This window comes from Micromonospora sp. CA-246542, assembly GCF_050942905.1.
In the GTDB taxonomy this organism is placed as follows: domain Bacteria; phylum Actinomycetota; class Actinomycetes; order Mycobacteriales; family Micromonosporaceae; genus Micromonospora.
The window spans coordinates 6,349,561-6,367,230 of the sequence record NZ_CP192040.1 but is presented as its reverse complement, the minus strand read 5'-3'; the positions used below and the strand labels follow the sequence as shown (position 1 = coordinate 6,367,230).

At 72.1% G+C, this 17,670-nt stretch carries 17 protein-coding genes and 1 pseudogene; 8 read left to right on the top strand and 10 right to left on the bottom strand.

The window, feature by feature from the left end; translation table 11 throughout:
* Window positions 1-34 precede the first annotated feature (34 nt).
* Window positions 35-922 (top strand): prenyltransferase/squalene oxidase repeat-containing protein, encoded by an 888-nt coding sequence (locus tag ACQP0N_RS29600; RefSeq protein WP_433121877.1) that lies wholly within the window; start codon window positions 35-37, stop codon window positions 920-922.
* 16 nt (window positions 923-938) lie between these two features.
* Here ACQP0N_RS29600 and ACQP0N_RS29595 read toward each other — a convergent pair whose 3' ends face one another.
* The gene (locus ACQP0N_RS29595; RefSeq protein WP_433115650.1) at window positions 939-2,180 is read right to left on the bottom strand and encodes a glutamate-5-semialdehyde dehydrogenase; all 1,242 of its coding nucleotides are present in this window, start codon (window positions 2,178-2,180) and stop codon (window positions 939-941) included.
* Between the two features lie 64 nt (window positions 2,181-2,244).
* A complete protein-coding gene (gene proB, locus ACQP0N_RS29590; RefSeq protein ID WP_433115648.1) occupies window positions 2,245-3,402 on the bottom strand; it encodes a glutamate 5-kinase in 1,158 nt (385 codons plus the stop codon).
* A gap of 13 nt (window positions 3,403-3,415) precedes the next feature.
* On the opposite strand from proB, the gene ACQP0N_RS29585 reads away from it, so the two are divergent.
* Genes ACQP0N_RS29585 through ACQP0N_RS29575 form a run of 3 tightly spaced genes read left to right on the top strand, consistent with a single transcriptional unit; the run spans window position 3,416 to window position 6,690 of the window.
* Window positions 3,416-3,730, top strand: a complete 315-nt coding sequence (locus tag ACQP0N_RS29585; RefSeq protein WP_355053361.1) for an MGMT family protein — start codon at window positions 3,416-3,418, stop codon at window positions 3,728-3,730.
* A 32-nt stretch (window positions 3,731-3,762) separates the two neighbouring features.
* On the top strand, window positions 3,763-5,157 hold the full coding sequence (locus tag ACQP0N_RS29580; protein WP_433115646.1) for an MFS transporter: 1,395 nt from the start codon (window positions 3,763-3,765) through the stop codon (window positions 5,155-5,157).
* 27 nt (window positions 5,158-5,184) lie between these two features.
* On the top strand, window positions 5,185-6,690 hold the full coding sequence (locus ACQP0N_RS29575) for a pyridoxal phosphate-dependent decarboxylase family protein (RefSeq protein WP_433115644.1): 1,506 nt from the start codon (window positions 5,185-5,187) through the stop codon (window positions 6,688-6,690).
* Window positions 6,691-6,990: 300 nt separating this feature from the next.
* Here ACQP0N_RS29575 and ACQP0N_RS29570 read toward each other — a convergent pair whose 3' ends face one another.
* Both ACQP0N_RS29570 and ACQP0N_RS29565 read right to left on the bottom strand, forming a co-directional pair.
* The gene (locus ACQP0N_RS29570; protein WP_433115642.1) at window positions 6,991-8,184 is read right to left on the bottom strand and encodes a hypothetical protein; all 1,194 of its coding nucleotides are present in this window, start codon (window positions 8,182-8,184) and stop codon (window positions 6,991-6,993) included.
* A complete protein-coding gene (locus tag ACQP0N_RS29565; RefSeq protein WP_433115641.1) occupies window positions 8,177-8,743 on the bottom strand; it encodes a SigE family RNA polymerase sigma factor in 567 nt (188 codons plus the stop codon). The genes ACQP0N_RS29570 and ACQP0N_RS29565 overlap by 8 nt, the downstream gene beginning before the upstream one ends.
* A 141-nt stretch (window positions 8,744-8,884) precedes the next feature.
* Here ACQP0N_RS29565 and ACQP0N_RS29560 point away from each other — a divergent pair.
* Window positions 8,885-9,207 (top strand): annotated as a pseudogene (locus ACQP0N_RS29560) (hypothetical protein); the annotation flags it as partial.
* 37 nt (window positions 9,208-9,244) lie between these two features.
* On the opposite strand, the gene ACQP0N_RS29555 reads toward ACQP0N_RS29560, so the two are convergent.
* The gene (locus ACQP0N_RS29555; protein ID WP_433115639.1) at window positions 9,245-10,450 is read right to left on the bottom strand and encodes a hypothetical protein; all 1,206 of its coding nucleotides are present in this window, start codon (window positions 10,448-10,450) and stop codon (window positions 9,245-9,247) included.
* Entirely contained in the window at window positions 10,443-11,006 is a 564-nt protein-coding gene (locus tag ACQP0N_RS29550; RefSeq protein ID WP_433115637.1) for a SigE family RNA polymerase sigma factor, read from the bottom strand. Before ACQP0N_RS29550 ends, ACQP0N_RS29555 begins: the two co-directional genes overlap by 8 nt.
* Before the next feature lie 253 nt (window positions 11,007-11,259).
* Between ACQP0N_RS29550 and ACQP0N_RS29545 the strand changes: the two genes are divergently transcribed.
* The gene (locus ACQP0N_RS29545; protein ID WP_355053357.1) at window positions 11,260-11,472 is read left to right on the top strand and encodes a hypothetical protein; all 213 of its coding nucleotides are present in this window, start codon (window positions 11,260-11,262) and stop codon (window positions 11,470-11,472) included.
* 67 nt (window positions 11,473-11,539) lie between these two features.
* On the opposite strand, the gene ACQP0N_RS29540 is transcribed toward ACQP0N_RS29545, so the two are convergent.
* Window positions 11,540-12,757, bottom strand: a complete 1,218-nt coding sequence (locus ACQP0N_RS29540; protein ID WP_433115635.1) for a hypothetical protein — start codon at window positions 12,755-12,757, stop codon at window positions 11,540-11,542.
* Window positions 12,750-13,310, bottom strand: a complete 561-nt coding sequence (locus tag ACQP0N_RS29535) for a SigE family RNA polymerase sigma factor (RefSeq protein WP_433115633.1) — start codon at window positions 13,308-13,310, stop codon at window positions 12,750-12,752. Before ACQP0N_RS29535 ends, ACQP0N_RS29540 begins: the two co-directional genes overlap by 8 nt.
* 154 nt (window positions 13,311-13,464) lie before the next feature.
* On the opposite strand from ACQP0N_RS29535, the gene ACQP0N_RS29530 reads away from it, so the two are divergent.
* A complete protein-coding gene (locus ACQP0N_RS29530; protein WP_393214076.1) occupies window positions 13,465-14,046 on the top strand; it encodes an NADH-quinone oxidoreductase subunit B in 582 nt (193 codons plus the stop codon).
* A gap of 53 nt (window positions 14,047-14,099) precedes the next feature.
* On the opposite strand, the gene ACQP0N_RS29525 is transcribed toward ACQP0N_RS29530, so the two are convergent.
* A complete protein-coding gene (locus ACQP0N_RS29525; protein ID WP_433115631.1) occupies window positions 14,100-15,038 on the bottom strand; it encodes a hypothetical protein in 939 nt (312 codons plus the stop codon).
* A 192-nt stretch (window positions 15,039-15,230) separates the two neighbouring features.
* Between ACQP0N_RS29525 and ACQP0N_RS29520 the strand changes: the two genes are divergently transcribed.
* Entirely contained in the window at window positions 15,231-16,547 is a 1,317-nt protein-coding gene (locus ACQP0N_RS29520; RefSeq protein ID WP_433115629.1) for a DUF2252 domain-containing protein, read from the top strand.
* Between the two features lie 5 nt (window positions 16,548-16,552).
* Here ACQP0N_RS29520 and ACQP0N_RS29515 read toward each other — a convergent pair whose 3' ends face one another.
* The gene (locus ACQP0N_RS29515; protein ID WP_355053353.1) at window positions 16,553-17,599 is read right to left on the bottom strand and encodes a glucose 1-dehydrogenase; all 1,047 of its coding nucleotides are present in this window, start codon (window positions 17,597-17,599) and stop codon (window positions 16,553-16,555) included.
* Window positions 17,600-17,670: the final 71 nt, after the last annotated feature.

The following is a 17,670-nucleotide window of genomic DNA, read 5'->3' as shown; positions in this document are numbered from 1 at the left end:
AGGCCGGCCCGCAGAGCGACGCAGCCATTTCCGGCTGGCCGATTCCCCGAGGCGGGATCGCGTCTGCGCAGGTAGCGTCTCCGCCGTGGTCGACTTGGAAGCGGCGATCGGGTTCGTCGTGGCACACGGGGACGCGGTGGAACGCGCCCGTCTCTCCTGGCTGCGCAACGGCACCCCGGCACCGCCCGAGCTGTTGGACGCGGCCGAGGTCGGCCAGTCGCCCGACGGTGGCTGGCCGGCGACCTGGGGCGGTGAGGTCGCCTCGGTCGACGCCACCTGTTTCCGGCTCGTCGAGCTGGACGACCTCGGCGCGCTGGGTCGTCCCGCCGCCCGGCGGGCGCTCGACTGGTTGGCGTCCCGGCAGCAGCCCGACGGTGGTTGGGACGAGGATCTCTCCCTGGCCGGCTCGGCGCCCGAGTGGGCCCGACCCGGTGACCCCGAGGCCAAACTCTTCCTCACCGCCAACGCCGGTTTCTGGCTCACCGTCGCCGGCCTGGACGCCCGCGCCTCGGGTCCGCTCGATCACCGGGTCGGTGGGGCGTACGCCGGTGTGGTGCAGGCCGCGGCCCAGTCGATCGTCGCGCGGCTGCGCCCGGACGGGACCTGGCCGTCGTTCCTCGCCGCCGGCTGGCTGAGCGCGGCCGTCCTGCACCGCCAGGACATGTTCCAGGAGTCGGCGCGGATCCAGGTGGTGCTCGCCGAACGGATGGCCACCATGTCGGCGGGCGACGTGGCCTGGCTGGCGGCCACGCTGCGCCGGGTCGGCATCGACTCCCACGACTGGGTCATGGTGCGCGCCCTGCGGCGGCTCGCCGAGACCCAGCGCAGCGACGGTGGGTGGGAGAGCGACGACGGCCACCAGTTCGACGTGCACTCCACGCTGTCCGCGATCCGGGCCTGCCGCCCGTCGCCGGTCACCTGAGCGGGACCGGCCCGCCCTAGCGCAGGTGACCGTCGCCGGTGACGACGTACTTGGTGCTGGTCAGCTCGGGTAGGCCCATCGGCCCCCGGGCGTGCAGCTTCTGCGTGGAGATGCCGATTTCCGCGCCGAAGCCGAACTCGCCCCCGTCGGTGAACCGGGTCGACGCGTTCACCATCACGGCCGCCGCGTCCACCCGGGCGACGAACTCGCGGGCCGCCGTCGTCGAGTCGGTGATGATCGCCTCGGTGTGCCCGGTGCCGAAGCGGCGGATGTGCGCGATCGCCTCGTCCAGCGAGTCGACCACCGCCACCGAGATGTCGGCCGACAGGTACTCCGTGGCGTGGTCCTCCTCGGTGGCCGGGACGACGGCGGCCGAGTGGGCGACCACCTCGGGGGAGCCGTGCACGGTCACGCCGGCCTCGGCGAACGCGGCCAGCATCGGCGGCAGGAACGCGTCGGCGACGTCCACGTGCACCAGCAGCGACTCGGCGGTGTTGCAGGTGGACAGGCGCTGCGTCTTGGCGTTGAGCGTCACCGCGAGGGCCTTGGCCAGGTCGGCGGCGGCGTCGACGTAGACGTGGCAGTTGCCCACCCCGGTCTCGATCACCGGCACCGTCGACTCCTCGACCACGGTGCGGATCAGCGACGCGCCACCGCGCGGGATGAGCACGTCGACCAGCCCGCGGGCCCGCATCAGCTCCTTGACCGAGTCGCGCGAGCTGGCGTCGAGCAACTGCACCGCGTCCGCCGGCAGACCGGCCCCGGCGACCGCGTCGCGCAGCACCGCGACCAGCGCGGCGTTCGAGTGCGCGGCCGACGACGACCCGCGCAGCAGCGCCGCGTTGCCGGACTTGAGGCAGATCCCGGCCGCGTCGACCGTCACGTTGGGCCGCGCCTCGTAGATGATGCCGACCACCCCGAACGGCACCCGGATCTGCCGCAGTTCCAGCCCGTTGGGCAGGGTCGATCCGCGGACCACCTCGCCGACCGGGTCGGGCAGCGCGGCCATCTCACGCAGCGCTCCGGCGATGCCGGCCACCCGGCCCTCGTCGAGGGCGAGCCGGTCCAGCACGGCCGCGCTCAGCCCGGCTTCGCGCCCGGCCGCCAGGTCCGCCTCGTTGGCGGCGAGGATCTCCGGGGTACGCGCCACCAGCGCGTCGGCCATCGCGACCAGCGCGGCGTCCTTGACGGTACGGGTGGCAACGGCCAGCTCGGCAGCGGCGTCCCGCGCCCGCCGCGCCTGCTCGACGACGCTCATCGGTCACTCCTCGCGTTAGGAAGGGCCCCTTGTACAACGCCAGGCGTTAAGAAGGTGCCCTTGCTTACAGCAGTACGAGGTCGTCGCGGTGGACGACCTCCCGTTCGTACGCCGGGCCGAGCGCCGCGGCGAGTTCGGAGGTGGAACGGCCGAGTAGGCCGGGCAGCTCCACCGCGTCGTAGTTGACCAGGCCGCGGGCTACCGGCGCACCGGCGTTGTCGACCAGGTCCACGGGGTCGCCAGCGGTGAAGGTGCCGTCCACGGCGGTGATGCCGGCCGGGAGCAGCGACTTGCGCCGCCCCACGACGGCGGCCACCGCGCCCGGGTCCAGGTGCAGGCGTCCCCGGGGCGAGGTGGCGTGGGCCAGCCAGAACAGCCGGGCCGTCGGCCGTTGCCGCTGCGGGTGGAACAGCGTGCCGACCGGCTCGCCGGCCAGAGCCGGCGCGGCCAGGTCGGCGGAGGTGAGCACCACGGGGATGCCGAAGCCGGTGGCGATGCGGGCCGCCTCGACCTTTGTCACCATGCCGCCGGTGCCGACACCGGACCGGCCGGCGCCGCCGATGGTGATCCCGGCGAGGTCCTCCTCGCCGCGAACCTCGGCGATCCGCACCGACTGTGGACGGGTGGGGTCGCCGGTCCAGAGCGCGTCCACGTCGGAGAGGAGCACCAGCAGGTCGGCGTGCACCAGGGCGGCCACCAGGGCGGCCAGCCGGTCGTTGTCGCCGAACCGGATCTCCTCGGTGGCGACCGTGTCGTTCTCGTTGACGATCGGCACGGCCCGCAGGTCGAGCAGTTTGCGCAGGGTGCGGTACGCGTTGCGGTAGTGCGCCCGCCGGGTCACGTCGTCGACGGTGAGCAGCACCTGCCCAACGGTGCGATCGTGCCGGGCGAAGCTGGCCGCGTACCTGCCGATCAGCAGGCCCTGGCCGACGCTGGCGGCGGCCTGCTGGGTGGCCAGGTCGCGCGGACGTCGGGTCAGGCCGAGCGGGGCGAGGCCGGCGGCGATCGCGCCGGAGGAGACCAGCACGACCTCGCGTCCCTCGGCGCCGAGCCGGCCCAGGGTGTCGACGAGCGTGTCGACCCGCTCGTCGGCCAGGCCGCCGGTGGCGGTGGTCAACGAGGAGGACCCGATCTTGACGACGATCCGCCGAGCGGCCGTGACTGCGTCGCGCACCCGCCCATTCTGCGCGGTCACGCCCTCGTGGCCCGGTGGCGTTCCCATATGGTGGCGGATTGTGACTCCTGACGAGTACGTCGAGGCCGTGCTGGACCTCGTGGAGCGGATTCCGGAGGGCCGGGTGATGTCGTACGGCGCGGTCGCCGACGCGCTGGCCGAACGCTCGGGTCGCTCCTCCGCGCGCCTGGTGGGCGCCATCATGGCCCGGCACGGTGGCTCGGTGCCCTGGCATCGGGTGGTGACCGCGGGCGGCCGGTTGCCGCCGGGGCACGAGCGCGAGGCGCGGGCCCGACTGCGGGCCGAGGGGACGCCGTTGCGGGGCGAGGGGGTGGATATCGGGGCGGCGGGTTGGTCGCCCGAGGAGGGGATGTGACCCCCGCCATAACGTGAGTAACATTCGGCACCATGAACCAGCCGCCGGGTGCTGCCGGCCTGCCCGCCACCGGTCGGCTGCCCCGCCCGGTGCACGTCGGATACGCGCTCGGCTCCCTGGCCACCGGCGCGTTCGGCACCGTGCCCGGCCTGCTGTTGCTGCCCTACCTGACCGACACGCTCGGCGTCGCCGCCGGGGTGGCCGCCCTGCTGGTGCTGCTGCCGAAGGCGTGGGACGTGCTGGTGAACCCGGTCGCCGGCCGAATCTCCGATCGCACCCGGTCGCGCTGGGGCGCACGCCGCCCGTACCTGCTCGTCGCCGGTCTCGCGCTCGCCGCGCTCTTCGCGGCCATCTTCGCGGCGCCGTTCGACAAGGGGCCGGCCGCCGCGACGTACGTGGCGCTCGCCTTCCTGGCCACGGCCACCGCGTTCGCCTTCTTCCAGGTGCCCTACATGGCGATGCCCGCCGAGATGACCGACGACCACACCGAACGCACCCGGCTGATGACCTGGCGGATCGCTGTGCTGGCGCTGGCCATCCTGATCTCCGGCGCGGTCGCCCCGTTCGTGGTGACGGCCGGCGGCGACGGCGTGCCCGGACACCGCTGGATGGGCCTGTTCGTGGCGGCGCTCATCGGCGTCGGCGCGCTCGGCGCGTTCCTCGGCACCCGGTCCGCACCCTCCGGCGTGGTCGACATCAGCGAACCGACGCTGCGTGCGCAGCTCGCCGTGGCCGGGGCCAACCGGCCGTTCCGGGCGCTGCTGATCTGCTTCGTGGTGCAGTCCGTGGGGGTGGCGACCATCCTCGCCGGGGTCAACTACTTCGCGGGGCAGATCCTGCGTGACGACCGGAACGGGCCGACGCTGCTCTTCGCCTGTTTCGTCGGTCCGGCGCTGCTGGTGATGCCGCTCTGGGCCCGGGCCGGCGCCCGGCTGGGCAAGCGGACCGCACTGGTCGTCGCCGGGCTGATCCTCGCCGCCGGGGCGTTCGCCCTGGTCGCCGCCCCGGTGCTGCCGCCGGTCGCCGTCTACCTGGTGGTCGCGGTGCTCGGCGTCGGGTACGCCGGGCAGCAGGTGTTCGCGCTGGCCATGCTCCCCGACTGCATCGCGTACGACACGGCGCGTACCGGCCGTCGGCAGGCGGGTGTCTTCACCGGCCTGTGGACCGCCGGGGAGACCTTCGGCCTGGCGCTCGGTCCCGGCATCTACGGCCTCGTGCTGGAGGTCTCCGGCTACGTCTCCTCCGACACCGGAACGGCCGCCGCCCAGTCCGACACGGCGAGGCTCGGCGTCCTGCTCGGCTTCACCCTGATCCCAGCCCTCCTGATAGCTCCCCCCATCCTCCTGCTCCGCCACTACACCCTCCCCGCCCCCACCCCCACCCTCGGGGTCGATCATGGAGTTGTGGTGGGAGACGAAAGCCGTTGACCGTTACGAGAAGGGCACCATGACTCCATGATCGACGAGAACACGGTTGAGGCGGGCGCGCTTTCCCGCGACGGGGTCGGCGCGGAACAGGTGCTGGATGAGGTGCGGCGGCTGCGCTCGGCTGATCGGCCCACTCACGGCGGGCGGCTGTTCGCCTACGTCTACGACCCGGCGGTGCCGGGGCTCGACGACCTCACCGCCGCCGCGCACCGGGAAAGCGCCCACGTCAACGGGCTCGATCCGACCGCGTTCCCGTCCCTGCTGGCCATGGAGAACGCGCTCGTCGGCGCGGCCGGCCGGGTGCTCGGCGGCGGCCCGGGGACGACCGCGCCGGACGTGGTCGGCAGCGTCACCAGCGGCGGCACCGAGTCGCTGATCCTTGCCGTCAAGGCGGCCCGGGACGCCCACCCGGAGATCACCGCGCCCCGGATCGTCGTGCCGTCGACCGCGCATGCAGCGTTCGCCAAGGCGGCGCACTACCTCCGGGTGGCGCTGGACGTGGTGCCCGTGTCGACGGACACGCTACGTCCCGAACCCGCCGCGATGGCCGAAGCGATCGGGCCGGACACGGTACTTGTCGCCTGCTCCGCGCCCTCGTACGCGCACGGGGTGGTGGATCCGGTCGCCGAGATCGCCGCCGTCGCCGCCGAGGCCGGAGTGCGCTGCCACGTCGACGCCTGCTTCGGCGGCTGGGCCCTGCCGTACCTGCGTCGCCTCGGCGAGCCGGTGCCGGCGTTCGACTTCACCGTTGCCGGCGTCACGTCCATCTCGGTCGACCTGCACAAGTACGCGTACGCGCCGAAGGGCGTCTCGGTGCTGCTGCACCGGGACGCCGCCGGACGCGCGCCGCAGTACTTCGCGTACGCCGACTGGCCCGGCTACACGATGATCAACCCGGTGATCGCCTCGACCCGGTCGGGCGGGCCGATCGCCGCCGCGTACGCCACCCTGCGACACCTCGGCGACGCCGGCTACCTCCGGTTGGCCGCCGCCACCCGGGACGCGGTCGCTGGCCTGGCCGACGCGGTCCGCGCCGTCGACGGGCTACGGCTGATGGCCGAGCCGGAGTCCACGGTGGTCTGCTTCACCGCCACCGAGGGCGGCCCGGACCTGTTCGTCCTGGTCGACGAGTTGACCGCCCGGGGCTGGCACACCCAGCCCCAACTGTCGTACGCCGACCTGCCGGCCAGTGTGCACCTCACGGTGACCGCCTCGGTCGCGCCCCGGGTGGCCGAGTTCGGCCCGGACCTGGCCGCGGCGGTGGCGGCGACCCACGCGAGCGGTCCGGTGCGACTGCCCGCCGAGGTGGCGTCCCTGGTCGGCGTCCTCACCCCCGAAGCGCTGACCCCGGAGGTGGTGGCCGGTCTGGCGGCCGGGCTGGGCCTGGGCGGCGGCGACAGCGCCGGTCCGCTGCCGGATCGGATGGCGGTCGTGAACACACTGCTCGACGCCGCTCCACCGGCGCTGCGCGAGAGGTTGCTGGTCGAGTTCGTCGGCCTCCTGCAACGCCCCGACTGGGGTTCGGGCGAGTGAACGGCGGTGCCCCACCCCGCTCGGGGTGGGGCACCGGCCGGCTCAGAGCACGCCAGCCGTTCCACGCGGTTGTCCTGGTCGTTGAGATCGCGCCACCGCCGGTCCTGGGCGCCGATGTGCGCGACGTAGAAGCCACGCTTCGTCGCCATGGCTGCGGGACGGCGTCCTTGTTGGCGCTGGTCGCCAGCCATACGTCGGACGTGGTGCAGGCAGGTCCAGGCGGGCGGCGAGTAGCTGGGTCCGGCTGATCCGGCCGTCCGGGGTGCCGGATTCGGTCGTCGGCGGGGGCGTCCCTCCCGATCAGCGGTAGTAGTGGGTGAAGGTGGCGACATTGTCGTCCCGATCGCGTTCCAACAACCCGTTTCCGTCCCTACCGCTGCCGAAGAGTTCGATGGTTGCCTTACCGGAGGACAACGGGGTGCCCTGCGCCCGTTGCAATCTGAGGGTGAGCCGGATGTCCGCGTTCGGTGCCAGCCGGCCCAGGGTGCACTGGTACGGCACCCGCGCGTCGAGCATGTTCTCGCGACACCGACTCCAGCCGTCACCGACCGGCCGCAACTGCCATGGCAGGTTGAACGACAGCACTGCCTCGGCCACCTCGCCCGCGCTGGCATTGCGTACCCGGACCTCGATCGTGCCCGAGAAGCTGTCACCGGGCTCTCGGGCGAGGGCCAGATTCGACGAGCTGACCGACAGGTCCGCGGCGTACGGGTTGGGGCCGAAGGTGGTAGGCCCCTCGGTCTGCCGGAACCGCTCCCCGTCCCACCGGTACCCGCGCCACTGGCGCTGCGACTGCTCGAGAGGCCAGCCGGGTCCCGGCGCCCGGTCGGCCAGTGCCACCCGGGTCACGCCGTCGGCCCGTACCTCAAGCCCGATCAGCCACTCCGGAGTCGGAACGGCGGTGGCGGCCACGCGCCCCAGAGTGACGATCCGTCCGGCCGTATCCCGGTCGAAGGCGACCACCTGCGCCGGTCCTCGGGTGCCGAACAGGCAGCGCACCAGGGCAACGGTCTCGGTCGCGCCGTCCCGGTCGACGTCCCCGTAGCCCAACTCGACCAGCAGATTGGCGTCATTGCGTACGGGGTCGCCGCTGAGCCGGATTCCACGAGACGCGCACGCCTTGCCGTCCGGGCCGGCGGGCAGGTCGTCCCACCCGGGCAGGTCGACGGTGGCGGCGAGCAGTTGGGTCCGCTCGATTCTGCCGTCGGGCACCGGTGGTGCGGAAGAGACCGTCGGCGTCGGCGTCGGCGGGTCGGACGGTGTCGCGGGCACCTTTGCCGGCGGCTCCGGGTCCCGGCGGATCCCCGCCTGCCCCGCCACCGGCAGCGCCACCGCCATCACCAGCGCCGTCGCCACCGCCATCGCCGCGCGTCGCCGACGGCGACGGACGGTACGCCGCACCGCAGTCGGGCCGTCGGGCGTAATCACCGGAAGCATTACCGCCCGGTATGTGGAGAACTCCGCATCGAGTCGAGCGCTGTCGAACTCAGGCATGGTCGGTCACCTCGGTCTGGGGAGCCAGTTGTGCCGCCAGCGCAGCTCGACCCCGGCGCAGCCAGGACTTGACCGTGCCTTCGGGCACGTCCTCCTGCTGGGCGATCTCGGTGACGGAGAGGTCAGCGAGGTGGTGCAGCACCACGACGCGGCGGTGGTTCGGCGGCAGCGCCGCGAGCGCCCGCGTCAACGCCACCCGGTCAGGGTCGGGACCGGGCACGTGTTCCTCACGCTGACGCCGCAGGTACGACTGGGCGGTTCGCAGTCGACGCCAGCGGCTGGTGGCCAGGTTCCAGGCGACCCGCCGCACCCAGGCGACCGGGTCGTCGTAGCGGGAAACCTTCCCCCACCGCGCGAAGGCCCGGCAGAACGCCTCCTGGACCAGGTCCTGCGCCTGGCTGTGGTCGCCGAAGTAGGCAGCGAGCTGAATGGTCAGCGAGCGGAAGTGAGCATGGTAGAGCTGGTCGAAGTCGACGGCGTCGACCGATGTCCGCCCGGCCTGCCGGGTCATGTCCTCTGGTGGAGGCTTGCCGGGCCTCGATTCGGCGCTCACCGTCACCTGGGTCCTCCCCGTCTCCTGTCACCCTCGGGTTCCGGGGCGACCTGGCTCACACGCGGGGGAACGGGCTCGGGTTTCAGCGCCTTCCGATAAGTTGGGTGAACATCTGATGACCTGCCCGACTGCTCCCGCCGCCGGGCCGCGTACGCCGACCGGCCCGGCTACACGATGATCAATCCCTCGCCGGCCCGGCCGACGCGGTTCGCGCGGTCGACGGTCTGCGGCTGCTGGCCGAGCCGGAGTCGACAGTGGTCTGCTGCAACGCTCCACCTGGGGTTCGGACGACTGAACGCCGGTGCCCCACCCGTCGGGGTGGGGCACCGGACGTTCGGCTCCGGGCACGCCGGGCAGTCGTACTTGACTCACCGGCCGGCGTCCGGCCGGCTCAACGGTAGGTGATCGCCACCGTGTTCGTCCTGGTCGACGAGTTGACCGCTCGTGGCTGGCACACCCAGCCCCAAGTCCCACCCCGACGGGGTGGGACACCGGACATACTCCTCGTCAGAACACGCCGGGGAGCTGCACCTTGTTGTCCTTCTCGTTGCGGTCGCGCCACTGCCGGTCCTGCGCGTCGTAGTGGGTCACGAAGAAGAACCGGGTGGTCGCATCGGGGCCTGAGTGGCTCGGCACCCTCTGGACGAACGTGTAGCGCCGCGACTCGCCGGCCGGCACCCCCGGCACCAGACACGTCCGGTGGTCATCGGCCGCCGCGGCCGCCGGGTCGCACCTGGACCAGTCACCTGTCGTCGGCGCACCCACGTCGAGGCCCCTGAACTGGACCTGGGCCGCGTCGACCGATCCCGCGTTGGTGACGGTGAGGACGATGGTCAGCTCGCGACCACCGGTGACGTTTACCAGTGTGTGCGTCATGGACAGGCGCAGGTCGGTGAGCCGGGGATCCTTCCCGAACTTCGTGGGGCCGCCTGTCTGCACGAACCGGCCACCCTTGAATCGGTAGGTACGCGTCTGTTCCTGCTTCCAGTACGCCGGGGTGTCGCAGCACGGCTGCAGGTCGGCCACCCGCACGTCGACCGAGCCGGCCGCGCTGAGGGTCACCCCGAGGATGTCCTCGACGCCGTCGGTGGTCCGGACGACCCGGCCGAGCGTCACGATGCGCCCGTCGTCATCCCGGTCGAAGGCGACGACCTGCTTCGCCAACGCCTCCCCGTACCGGCAGGCGACGACGGCAACCGTCTCCTGAGCGCCGTCACCGTCCAGGTCGGCGTGGTCCACGGACAGGTCGCTGAGCAACGGGACGAAGCTCTTGTTCGAGGTGGTCGCCAGCCGCACGTTCGTCGTGATGCAGGTGGACGGCGCGGTCTGCGGCCACGTCGGCAGGTCGACACGGGCGGCGAGCAGCTGGGTCCGGCTGATCCGGCCGTCCGGGGCGTCGGACTCGGCCGAAGGCGTGGAGTCCGGCGACGGCGTGGCGGACGGCGTGGGCGGCGGTGCGCTGGTGGGCGGGGGTGTCGGGTCGACGGACTCGGCCGGTACCGGTGGCGTCCGGTCGCCCTTCAGCGCGGCGTTGGCGACGACCGGCGCCAACACCAGCACGACCGCGGCCGCCGCGACCGCCACGACCCTCGTGCGCCGCCGACGGCGCAGAGTTCGGCGGGCCTGGTCGGGACCGGGGCCGACGGCCCGGGCGGTGACGTCCGTACGGTACGCGGTCAACCGTTCGCGCAGCCGCGGGTCGGGATCAGACATCGGACACCCCCTCGGTGTTCTCGTCCAGCAGTCCGGCCAGGGCGGTCCGGCCTCGGTGCAGCCAGGACTTCACGGTGCCCTCGGCCACTCCTTCCTGCAGGGCGATCTGACTGACCGACAGGTCGGCCAGGTAGTGCAGGATGACGGCCCGTCGATGGTTGGGCGGCAGTTGCGTGAGCGCCGCGTCGATGGCCACCCGGTCCGGTGTCGGGCCGTCCACCTCGGCCTCGACGCGTCGCTGCCGCTGGAGGTGGTTGCGTGCCGTGCGGAGCCGACGCCAGCGGCTGCGGGCCAGGTTCCAGGCGACCCGGCGGACCCAGGCCACCGGATCGTCGTACCGGACCAGGCGGTCCCAGCGCGCCAGCGCCCGGCAGAACGCCTCCTGGGCGAGGTCCTGTGCGTGGCCCAGATCCCCGGTGTACGCGCACAGTTGGGCCGTGACGCTCCGGAAGTGCGCGTGGTAGAAGTCGTCGAAGGCGATCGCCGCCGCGTTCGACCCTCCGGACGTCAGCACCGCCGGCGGTTCGTTGGCGCGGGCTCCCATCGTTGCTGTCACTGCCCCTCCCCGTTTGCCCGCCGGGCCGGTGCCCCTGGGCGCCGGTAACACTCCCCGGCGGCGGACGTGGTTGCGCCCTCTTCTGCCGCGAAACTGACTGTTCCGGGACAACGCTGAAGCGTCCGAGAACGCCGCACACGATCCGTAACGAATCAACAGTCTTATGTATAGACAAGTATCACTAAACGGGGGTTTTGTGGTATTCGCCGTTTCCGTACGGTCAATTCATCAACCAACGACACGGGAGACGGCAATGACGATGCGGAAGATCCTGATGACCGGGCTGACTGCGGCGGCCGGACTGGCCCTCGGCGTGAGCGGAGTGGCGACGGCAGCCCTGGCGATCGGCCCTGGCCCGGGTGCGCCGGGTGAGATCGGCCCGGGCCCGGGCGTCGTTCTGGCGATCGGCCCTGGCCCGGGTGCGCCGGGTGAGATCGGTCCCGGCCCGGGCGTCGTCCTGGCCTGACCCTTCGATGGGTGAGACGGTCTGCGTCGGGGGCGGCCGGTCGGTGACCGGCCGCCCCCGCGCGCCTTCAGCGATAGTCGAACGTCGACTCGTTGTCGCTGTCGTCGTTGTCCAGCCAGGGGTCCCAGTCCGGGTCCGCGGGCCAGATCCGCAACTCCGCCTGTCCCGAGGACAGGCTGGCCCCGCTGGCCACCCCCAGTTCCAGGGTCCGCCGTACCTCGCTGTGCCCCCGTACGGCGCTCAGGCGGCAGGACACCCGCACCGTGCTCCCCGTCTCGATGTCGCAGCCCGTCCAGCCGTCCCCGACGGGTCGGAGGGCCTTCGGCAGCTCCATGGTCAGGATCGCCTCGGGTGCCGTCCGATCCGCTTCGTTGCGGATCCGTACGGTGACCGCACCCGACCGGGACCCGTCCGCCGCGGCGGTCACCACGAGGTCGGTGGCGGTGACGGACAGGTCCGTCGAGCGCGGGTTGGGACCGAATGAGGTCGGGCCGGACACCTGCTTGAACGCGTCACCGGTCCAGCGGTACCCGCGCCACTGCCGTTGGGAGTTCTTCTCCGGCCAGCCGCCGCCGGGCGCGACGTCGAGCACCTCGACCCGGACCTCGCCGTCGTCGCGTACGTCCAGGTCCGTCACCCAACCGGGAGTGGGGGAAGCGGTGCCGGTCACGCGGCCGAGGGTGACGACCCGCCCCGCCACGTCCCGGTCGAACGCGACCACCTGGAACGGCCCACGGGTGCCGAACACGCAGCGGACCAGGGCGACCGTCTCGGTCGCGCCATCACCGTCCAGGTCGCCGTGGTCGAGTGTCACCAGCTCGTTGACGTCGTCCCGGGCGGGTTCGGCGCCCAGCCGCACCCGGCCGGTCGGGCAGTCCGCCGGGGTGGTCCAGGCGGGCAGCGACACGGTCGCGGCGAGCAGTTGGCCTCGGCTGATCCGGCCGTCCGGGGCCGCGCGGGTCGGGCTGGCGGCGCCGCTCGAGGCCGTGGTCGACGGGCTGGCCGTCGCACTGGTGGTCGCGGTCGCCGACGGGCTGGCGGACAGCGTGGGCGTGGGATCCACCGGCCCCGGCTCGCGGTCCGGGCCGTTCATCGTCGCGTACCCGAGGGCGGCCCCGCCGAACAGCGCCAGCACCGTCGCGGTGGTGGTGGCGAACCGGCGACGGCCGCGGCCTCGCGCCGTCCGCCGCACGGCGGCCGGCCCGGGCACCTCGACCTCCTCCAGCACGGTACGGCGGTAGTGGGCGAACTCTTCGGCGAGGTCGAGGATCTCCTGATCAGACATCTCGCACCTCCTCGGTGGTGTCGCGCAGGTGCGTCGCGAGGGCCGTCCGTCCCCGGTGCAGCCAGGACTTGACGGTTCCCTCGGCGACCCGTTCCTGAGCGGCGATCTCGGCGACCGTCAGGTCGGCGAGGTAGTGCAGTACGACGGCCCGGCGTTGCTTCGGCGGCAACTTGGCCAACGCGGTGTCGAGGGCGACCCGGTCCGGGCTCGGCTCGGCGACGTGTGTCTCCCGTTGCCGCAGCATCCAGGCCTGCGCGGTCCGCAGCCGCCGCCAGCGGTTGTGGCCGAGGTTCCAGGCGACCCGGCGTACCCAGGCCAGCGGGTCGTCGTACCGGGCGAGCCGACCCCAGTTCGCGTACGCCCGGCAGAACGCCTCCTGAACCAGGTCCTGCGCCTGCCCACGATCACCCGTGTACGCGGTGAGCTGCACCACCAGCGATCGGAAGTGGGCGTGGTAGAAGTCGTCGAAGACCAGTTCGGCGGTCGCGGCGAGAGGGCTTCCCGGCGGGTCGGGTGGCGGCCCGCCCACCCGTACTTCTCCTGTCACAAGCACTCGTCCTCCCCGTGGTGACCGCCGGCGGCGTGTTCGCCAGTACCGGTCACACACTCGGCTGTGCCCGCCGGTTGCGGTCGGACCCGGTGGGGTTGCCTGTCCGGTCCGTGACAGCCGGCTGTGATTCACTGTGGGGTGAGGAGAGGGGACGTCCGTGCAGCTACCGGCAGTGCTCGGTGAGCCGATCCGGTTCGTGCTGAACTGGGGGCGCCGCTACTCGCTCTGGGTGTTCAACTTCGGCCTGGCCTGCTGCGCGATCGAGTTCATCGCCACCAGCATGGGCCGGCACGACTTCATCCGGCTCGGCGTGATCCCGTTCGCCCACGGCCCCCGACAGGCCGACCTCATGGTGGTCTCCGGCACGGTGACCGACAAGATGGCCCCGGCCATCAAGCGGCTCTACGACCAGATGCCCGAGCCGAAGTACGTCATCTCGTTCGGCGCGTGCTCCAACTGCGGCGGCCCCTACTGGGACTCGTACTCGGTGACCAAGGGTGTCGACCAGCTCATCCCGGTCGACGTCTATGTGCCCGGCTGCCCGCCCCGCCCGGAGGCGCTGCTGCACGGCATCCTGCGCCTTCAGGAGAAGATCGCCGCCGAGCAGTCCGGCATCGGCGGAGTGCCGCAGCGGGACCTGCTCGCCGCGCCGCTGGACGCCGCGCCCATCGAGGCCGCCGCCCCGCGCTCGGTCGACTCGCTCACCGCCCCACCGGTACGCCCGCCCGCCGCCACCTGACGGCGGCCCGGCCGCCGCCCGGACGAGTCCGAGCGGCGGCCGGGAGCAACCGGTCAGCCGTTGGTGTCGACAGCCAGCGTGGTCCGCACGACATTGTCGCTAGGGTCGATGTCGGGAGTCTCCGGGTACCAGCTGGTCGTCAACTCGATGTCGACCAGCTTGGTGGCGTCGGCCGGATCGGTCGGCGGGCTGATGACCACCGCGAAGCTGTACTCCTCGCCCGGCATCAACTGGAGCTCAGGCAGCGGCACCAGGGCGCCATCGCTACCCACCGGGCCGCTGCCCGGGTCGGTGTGCCAGAACACCGAGCCGGCCGGCAGGGAGTTGGCCTGCACCCAGAAGCTGTTGTGCGGTGCGTCGCCGCCGTAGCGGATCGTCACCGGCACCCGGAGGTTGCCGTCACCTCCGGGGAACTCGGTCACCGGGCCGTTCAGCCTGATTGAGGCGTCCGGCTGGGTGTCCTGCTCGTACGTCCGTGGGCGGATCAACGACCCGGTGGTGGAACGGAACAGCGCGCTGAACGACTTGGTCGCCACCAGGCCGCCGTTGTTCGAGTAGGCCTCCACCCAACCCCCGGACATGGTCATCGGGTACGTCCGCGGGTTGGTCAACACGTGGAAGCCCAGCGTGACAGTGCGGCTCTCGCCGGGGGCGAGGTCGGCCCAGTTCGTCGTCAGGGAGCAGTTGAACACCCGGCGGTTCTGCTCGACCCTCATGTCGAACATGTCGCACGGCAGGTCGCCGGGCTGAAAGGCGCCCGGCACCGGCTCGCGCAGCTTGAATTGGAAGTAGTCGGTCTCGCTGCCGTTGTTGGTGACGGTCACCGGGATGCTGCCCCGGTAGCCCCGATCGGTCGGGTTCAGGATCAGCTTGCCCACCGACAGCGTGCTGCCGGCGGCGTCCGGTGCTGCGACCGCCGGGCCGGCGGTCGCGGCCGTCGCGGTCAGGCCGATCAGTACGGCGGTGAGCAGGGTCCCCGTTTTTCTGAGCATGTGTATCTGGTCCTCCAGGGTCGACGCCCGGCGAGGGACCTGCCGCCAACTCAAAGCAGGCGGCTCGATCGGCCGATGTGACCGTGGTGTCCGGGCCCCCGCGCGTGACGCAGACAGCATGATCGATGGATCCCCGATCTGCCACCCCGTTCTGCCAGCCCGTGGTGGACCCGGCCAGCTAGCCTGCGGACTATGAGCAGCTCAGGGGACCAGCGCTCGGACCACATCATCGATGTGCTCAGCGCGGAGTTCGGCGCGTCGATGGCGGTCGACCCGGCGGCCTTCCGCCGCAAGTTCCGCAAGATGGCCGCGTCGCCGTTCGCCTTCTACCGGGGCAGCGCCGCGCTGTTCTACGCCGACCAGCGGGGTGACTTCGCCGACGACCGCTTTCTCGACGAGCGGACCGGCCGGGTGTGGATCCACGGGGACCTGCACGCGGAGAACTTCGGCACGTACATGAACGCGTCTGGGCAACTGGTGTTCAACGTCAACGACTTCGACGAGGCGTACGTCGGCCCGTTCACCTGGGACCTGCGGCGGTTCGTGGCCAGCGTGGCGCTGCTCGGCTACAGCAAGGCCCTCTCCGACACGGTGATCGAAGAACTGGTCACCGGCTTCGCCCGCGCCTACCTGACCGAGTTGCGGGCGATCGCCGCCGGCGGGGACGACGCCATCGGCTCGATCACCCTGGACAACGCCGACGGGGTGCTGCGCCGGGTGCTCCAGCAGGCCCGCCTCAACACGAGGGTCGACCTGCTCGCCGCGCAGACCACCGTCGACAACTACGAGCGGCGGTTCTCCGTCACCGACGGCGTCTTCGAGGTCGACGCCACGACCCGGGACCGGGTGCTCGCCGCCTTCGAGGAGTACCTGGAGACCCTGCCCGCCGCCACCGCCCGGCTGCGTCCGGGGGCCGCGCGGATCAAGGACGTGGTGCTGCGCAAGGGTGTGGGCATCGGCTCGGCGGGGCTGCCGTCGTACAACCTGCTGCTGGAGGGGCACACGCAGGCGCTGGAGAACGACGTGCTGATCTACATGAAGCAGGCGCAGGTCCCGGCGGTGGCCCGTTACAGCACCGACGAGTCGGTGGCCGGCTACTTCCGGCACCAGGGTCACCGGACCGCCGAGTCCCAGCGCGCGTTGCAGGCGCACGCCGACCCGTGGTTGGGCTACACCGAGCTGGACGGGGCGGGTCAACTGGTCGCCGAGGTCTCCCCGTACGCCGGCGATCTGGACTGGGCCGACGTGAACGAGCCGGACGAGCTGACCGGGGTGCTGGCCGACCTCGGCCGGGCGGTGGCCCGGATGCACTCGGTCGCCGACGACGAGTCCAGCCACGACCTCGTGGACTACTCCACCGAGGAGGCGATCGTCGCTGCCGTGGACGCCGACGAGTCGGGGTTCGTCGCCCATCTGGTGGACTTCGCGCACGCGTACGGGGTGCGCGCCCGGCAGGACCATCAGCTCTTCGTGGACCTGTTCCGCAACGGCCGGCTACCGGGCATCTAGGGCGTTCACGAGGCGAACTCGAGCACGACCTTGATGTCGTCCGGTCCGGCCGTGTAGGCGTCGGCGTACCTGTTCACCGGCACCCGCCGGGTGATCAGGGACGACAGCCAGACCTGGTCGGCGCGCGTGAGGGCCTGGGCCGCCATGTTCCAGTGCCGCCGGTTGGCGTTCACCGAGCCGAACACCACGTTGTTCTCCAGCACCAGCGCCCGGTTGAGCGCCCCGGCGTCGAAGTCGATGCTCCGGCCGCCGCTGGACACCCCGGCCAGGCAGACGATCCCATTCGGCGCGGCCTTGCACATGACGTCCAGGACCACCGTGGGCGCGCCGGTGCACTCGATCACCACGTCCGGCTCGAAGGGCAGGTCGTTGACCGGCACCGCGTGGTAGGTGGCGCCCAGCCCGGCGACCAGCTCCGGCTTCGGCCCGTCGGTGGCCCGGTCCAGCACGTGGACGGTGAGCCCGCGCTGGGCGCCGAGCAGCGCCGCCAGCAGCCCGATCGGCCCGGCCCCGGTCACCAGGACGGTCTGCGGCTGCCACTCGGCCCGGTGCCCGATCCGTTCGATGTGGTCCCACGCCTTCGCCACCACACTGGTCGGCTCCAACAGCACGCCGACCTGGGCCAGCGCCGGGTCGAGCTTGACCGCGAACTCCGGCTCGATCCGCCAACGGTCCCGGGCGAAACCGGGCAGCGCCTTGATGCCGTGCTCGGTGTACTGACCGTTGCGACACATGTCCCACTCGCCGACCGCGCAGTTGGGGCAGGGCACCGGGTCGGGATGCCGGACGATGCCGGCCACCAGGTCACCGGGTTGCAGGGTGCCGGTCGGGTCGTCGAGCACCCGGCCCAGCGACTCGTGCCCGATGACGAGCCGATCGGCACCCGGCGGCGCCTCGCCGTAGTCGCCCGCGATGATCTCGTGGTCGGTGCCGCAGATGCCCACGGCCAGGGCCTCGACCAGGACAGCACCCTCCTCGGACGCCGGCTCCGGCTGATCCTCGACGAGGCTCAGCGAGTTGGCTTGCCCGGGTTTCACCGTCACAGCGCGCACGCCCTCATCTTTCCCCGTGGGCGGGACCACCGCCGGTAAAGCCGGAAGGTCACCGGAGGCCGGTCGCGGAC

Bases quoted from the DNA above. Each gene is read 5' to 3' on its own strand.
- ACQP0N_RS29595 (WP_433115650.1), bottom strand. From the start codon at position 2,180: ATGAGCGTCGTCGAGCAGGCGCGGCGGGCGCGGGACGCCGCTGCCGAG.
- proB (WP_433115648.1), bottom strand. From the start codon at position 3,402: ATGGGAACGCCACCGGGCCACGAGGGCGTGACCGCGCAGAATGGGCGG.
- ACQP0N_RS29580 (WP_433115646.1), top strand. From the start codon at position 3,763: ATGAACCAGCCGCCGGGTGCTGCCGGCCTGCCCGCCACCGGTCGGCTG.
- ACQP0N_RS29575 (WP_433115644.1), top strand. From the start codon at position 5,185: ATGATCGACGAGAACACGGTTGAGGCGGGCGCGCTTTCCCGCGACGGG.
- ACQP0N_RS29570 (WP_433115642.1), bottom strand. From the start codon at position 8,184: ATGCCTGAGTTCGACAGCGCTCGACTCGATGCGGAGTTCTCCACATAC.
- ACQP0N_RS29555 (WP_433115639.1), bottom strand. From the start codon at position 10,450: ATGTCTGATCCCGACCCGCGGCTGCGCGAACGGTTGACCGCGTACCGT.
- ACQP0N_RS29545 (WP_355053357.1), top strand. From the start codon at position 11,260: ATGACGATGCGGAAGATCCTGATGACCGGGCTGACTGCGGCGGCCGGA.
- ACQP0N_RS29540 (WP_433115635.1), bottom strand. From the start codon at position 12,757: ATGTCTGATCAGGAGATCCTCGACCTCGCCGAAGAGTTCGCCCACTAC.
- ACQP0N_RS29525 (WP_433115631.1), bottom strand. From the start codon at position 15,038: ATGCTCAGAAAAACGGGGACCCTGCTCACCGCCGTACTGATCGGCCTG.
- ACQP0N_RS29520 (WP_433115629.1), top strand. From the start codon at position 15,231: ATGAGCAGCTCAGGGGACCAGCGCTCGGACCACATCATCGATGTGCTC.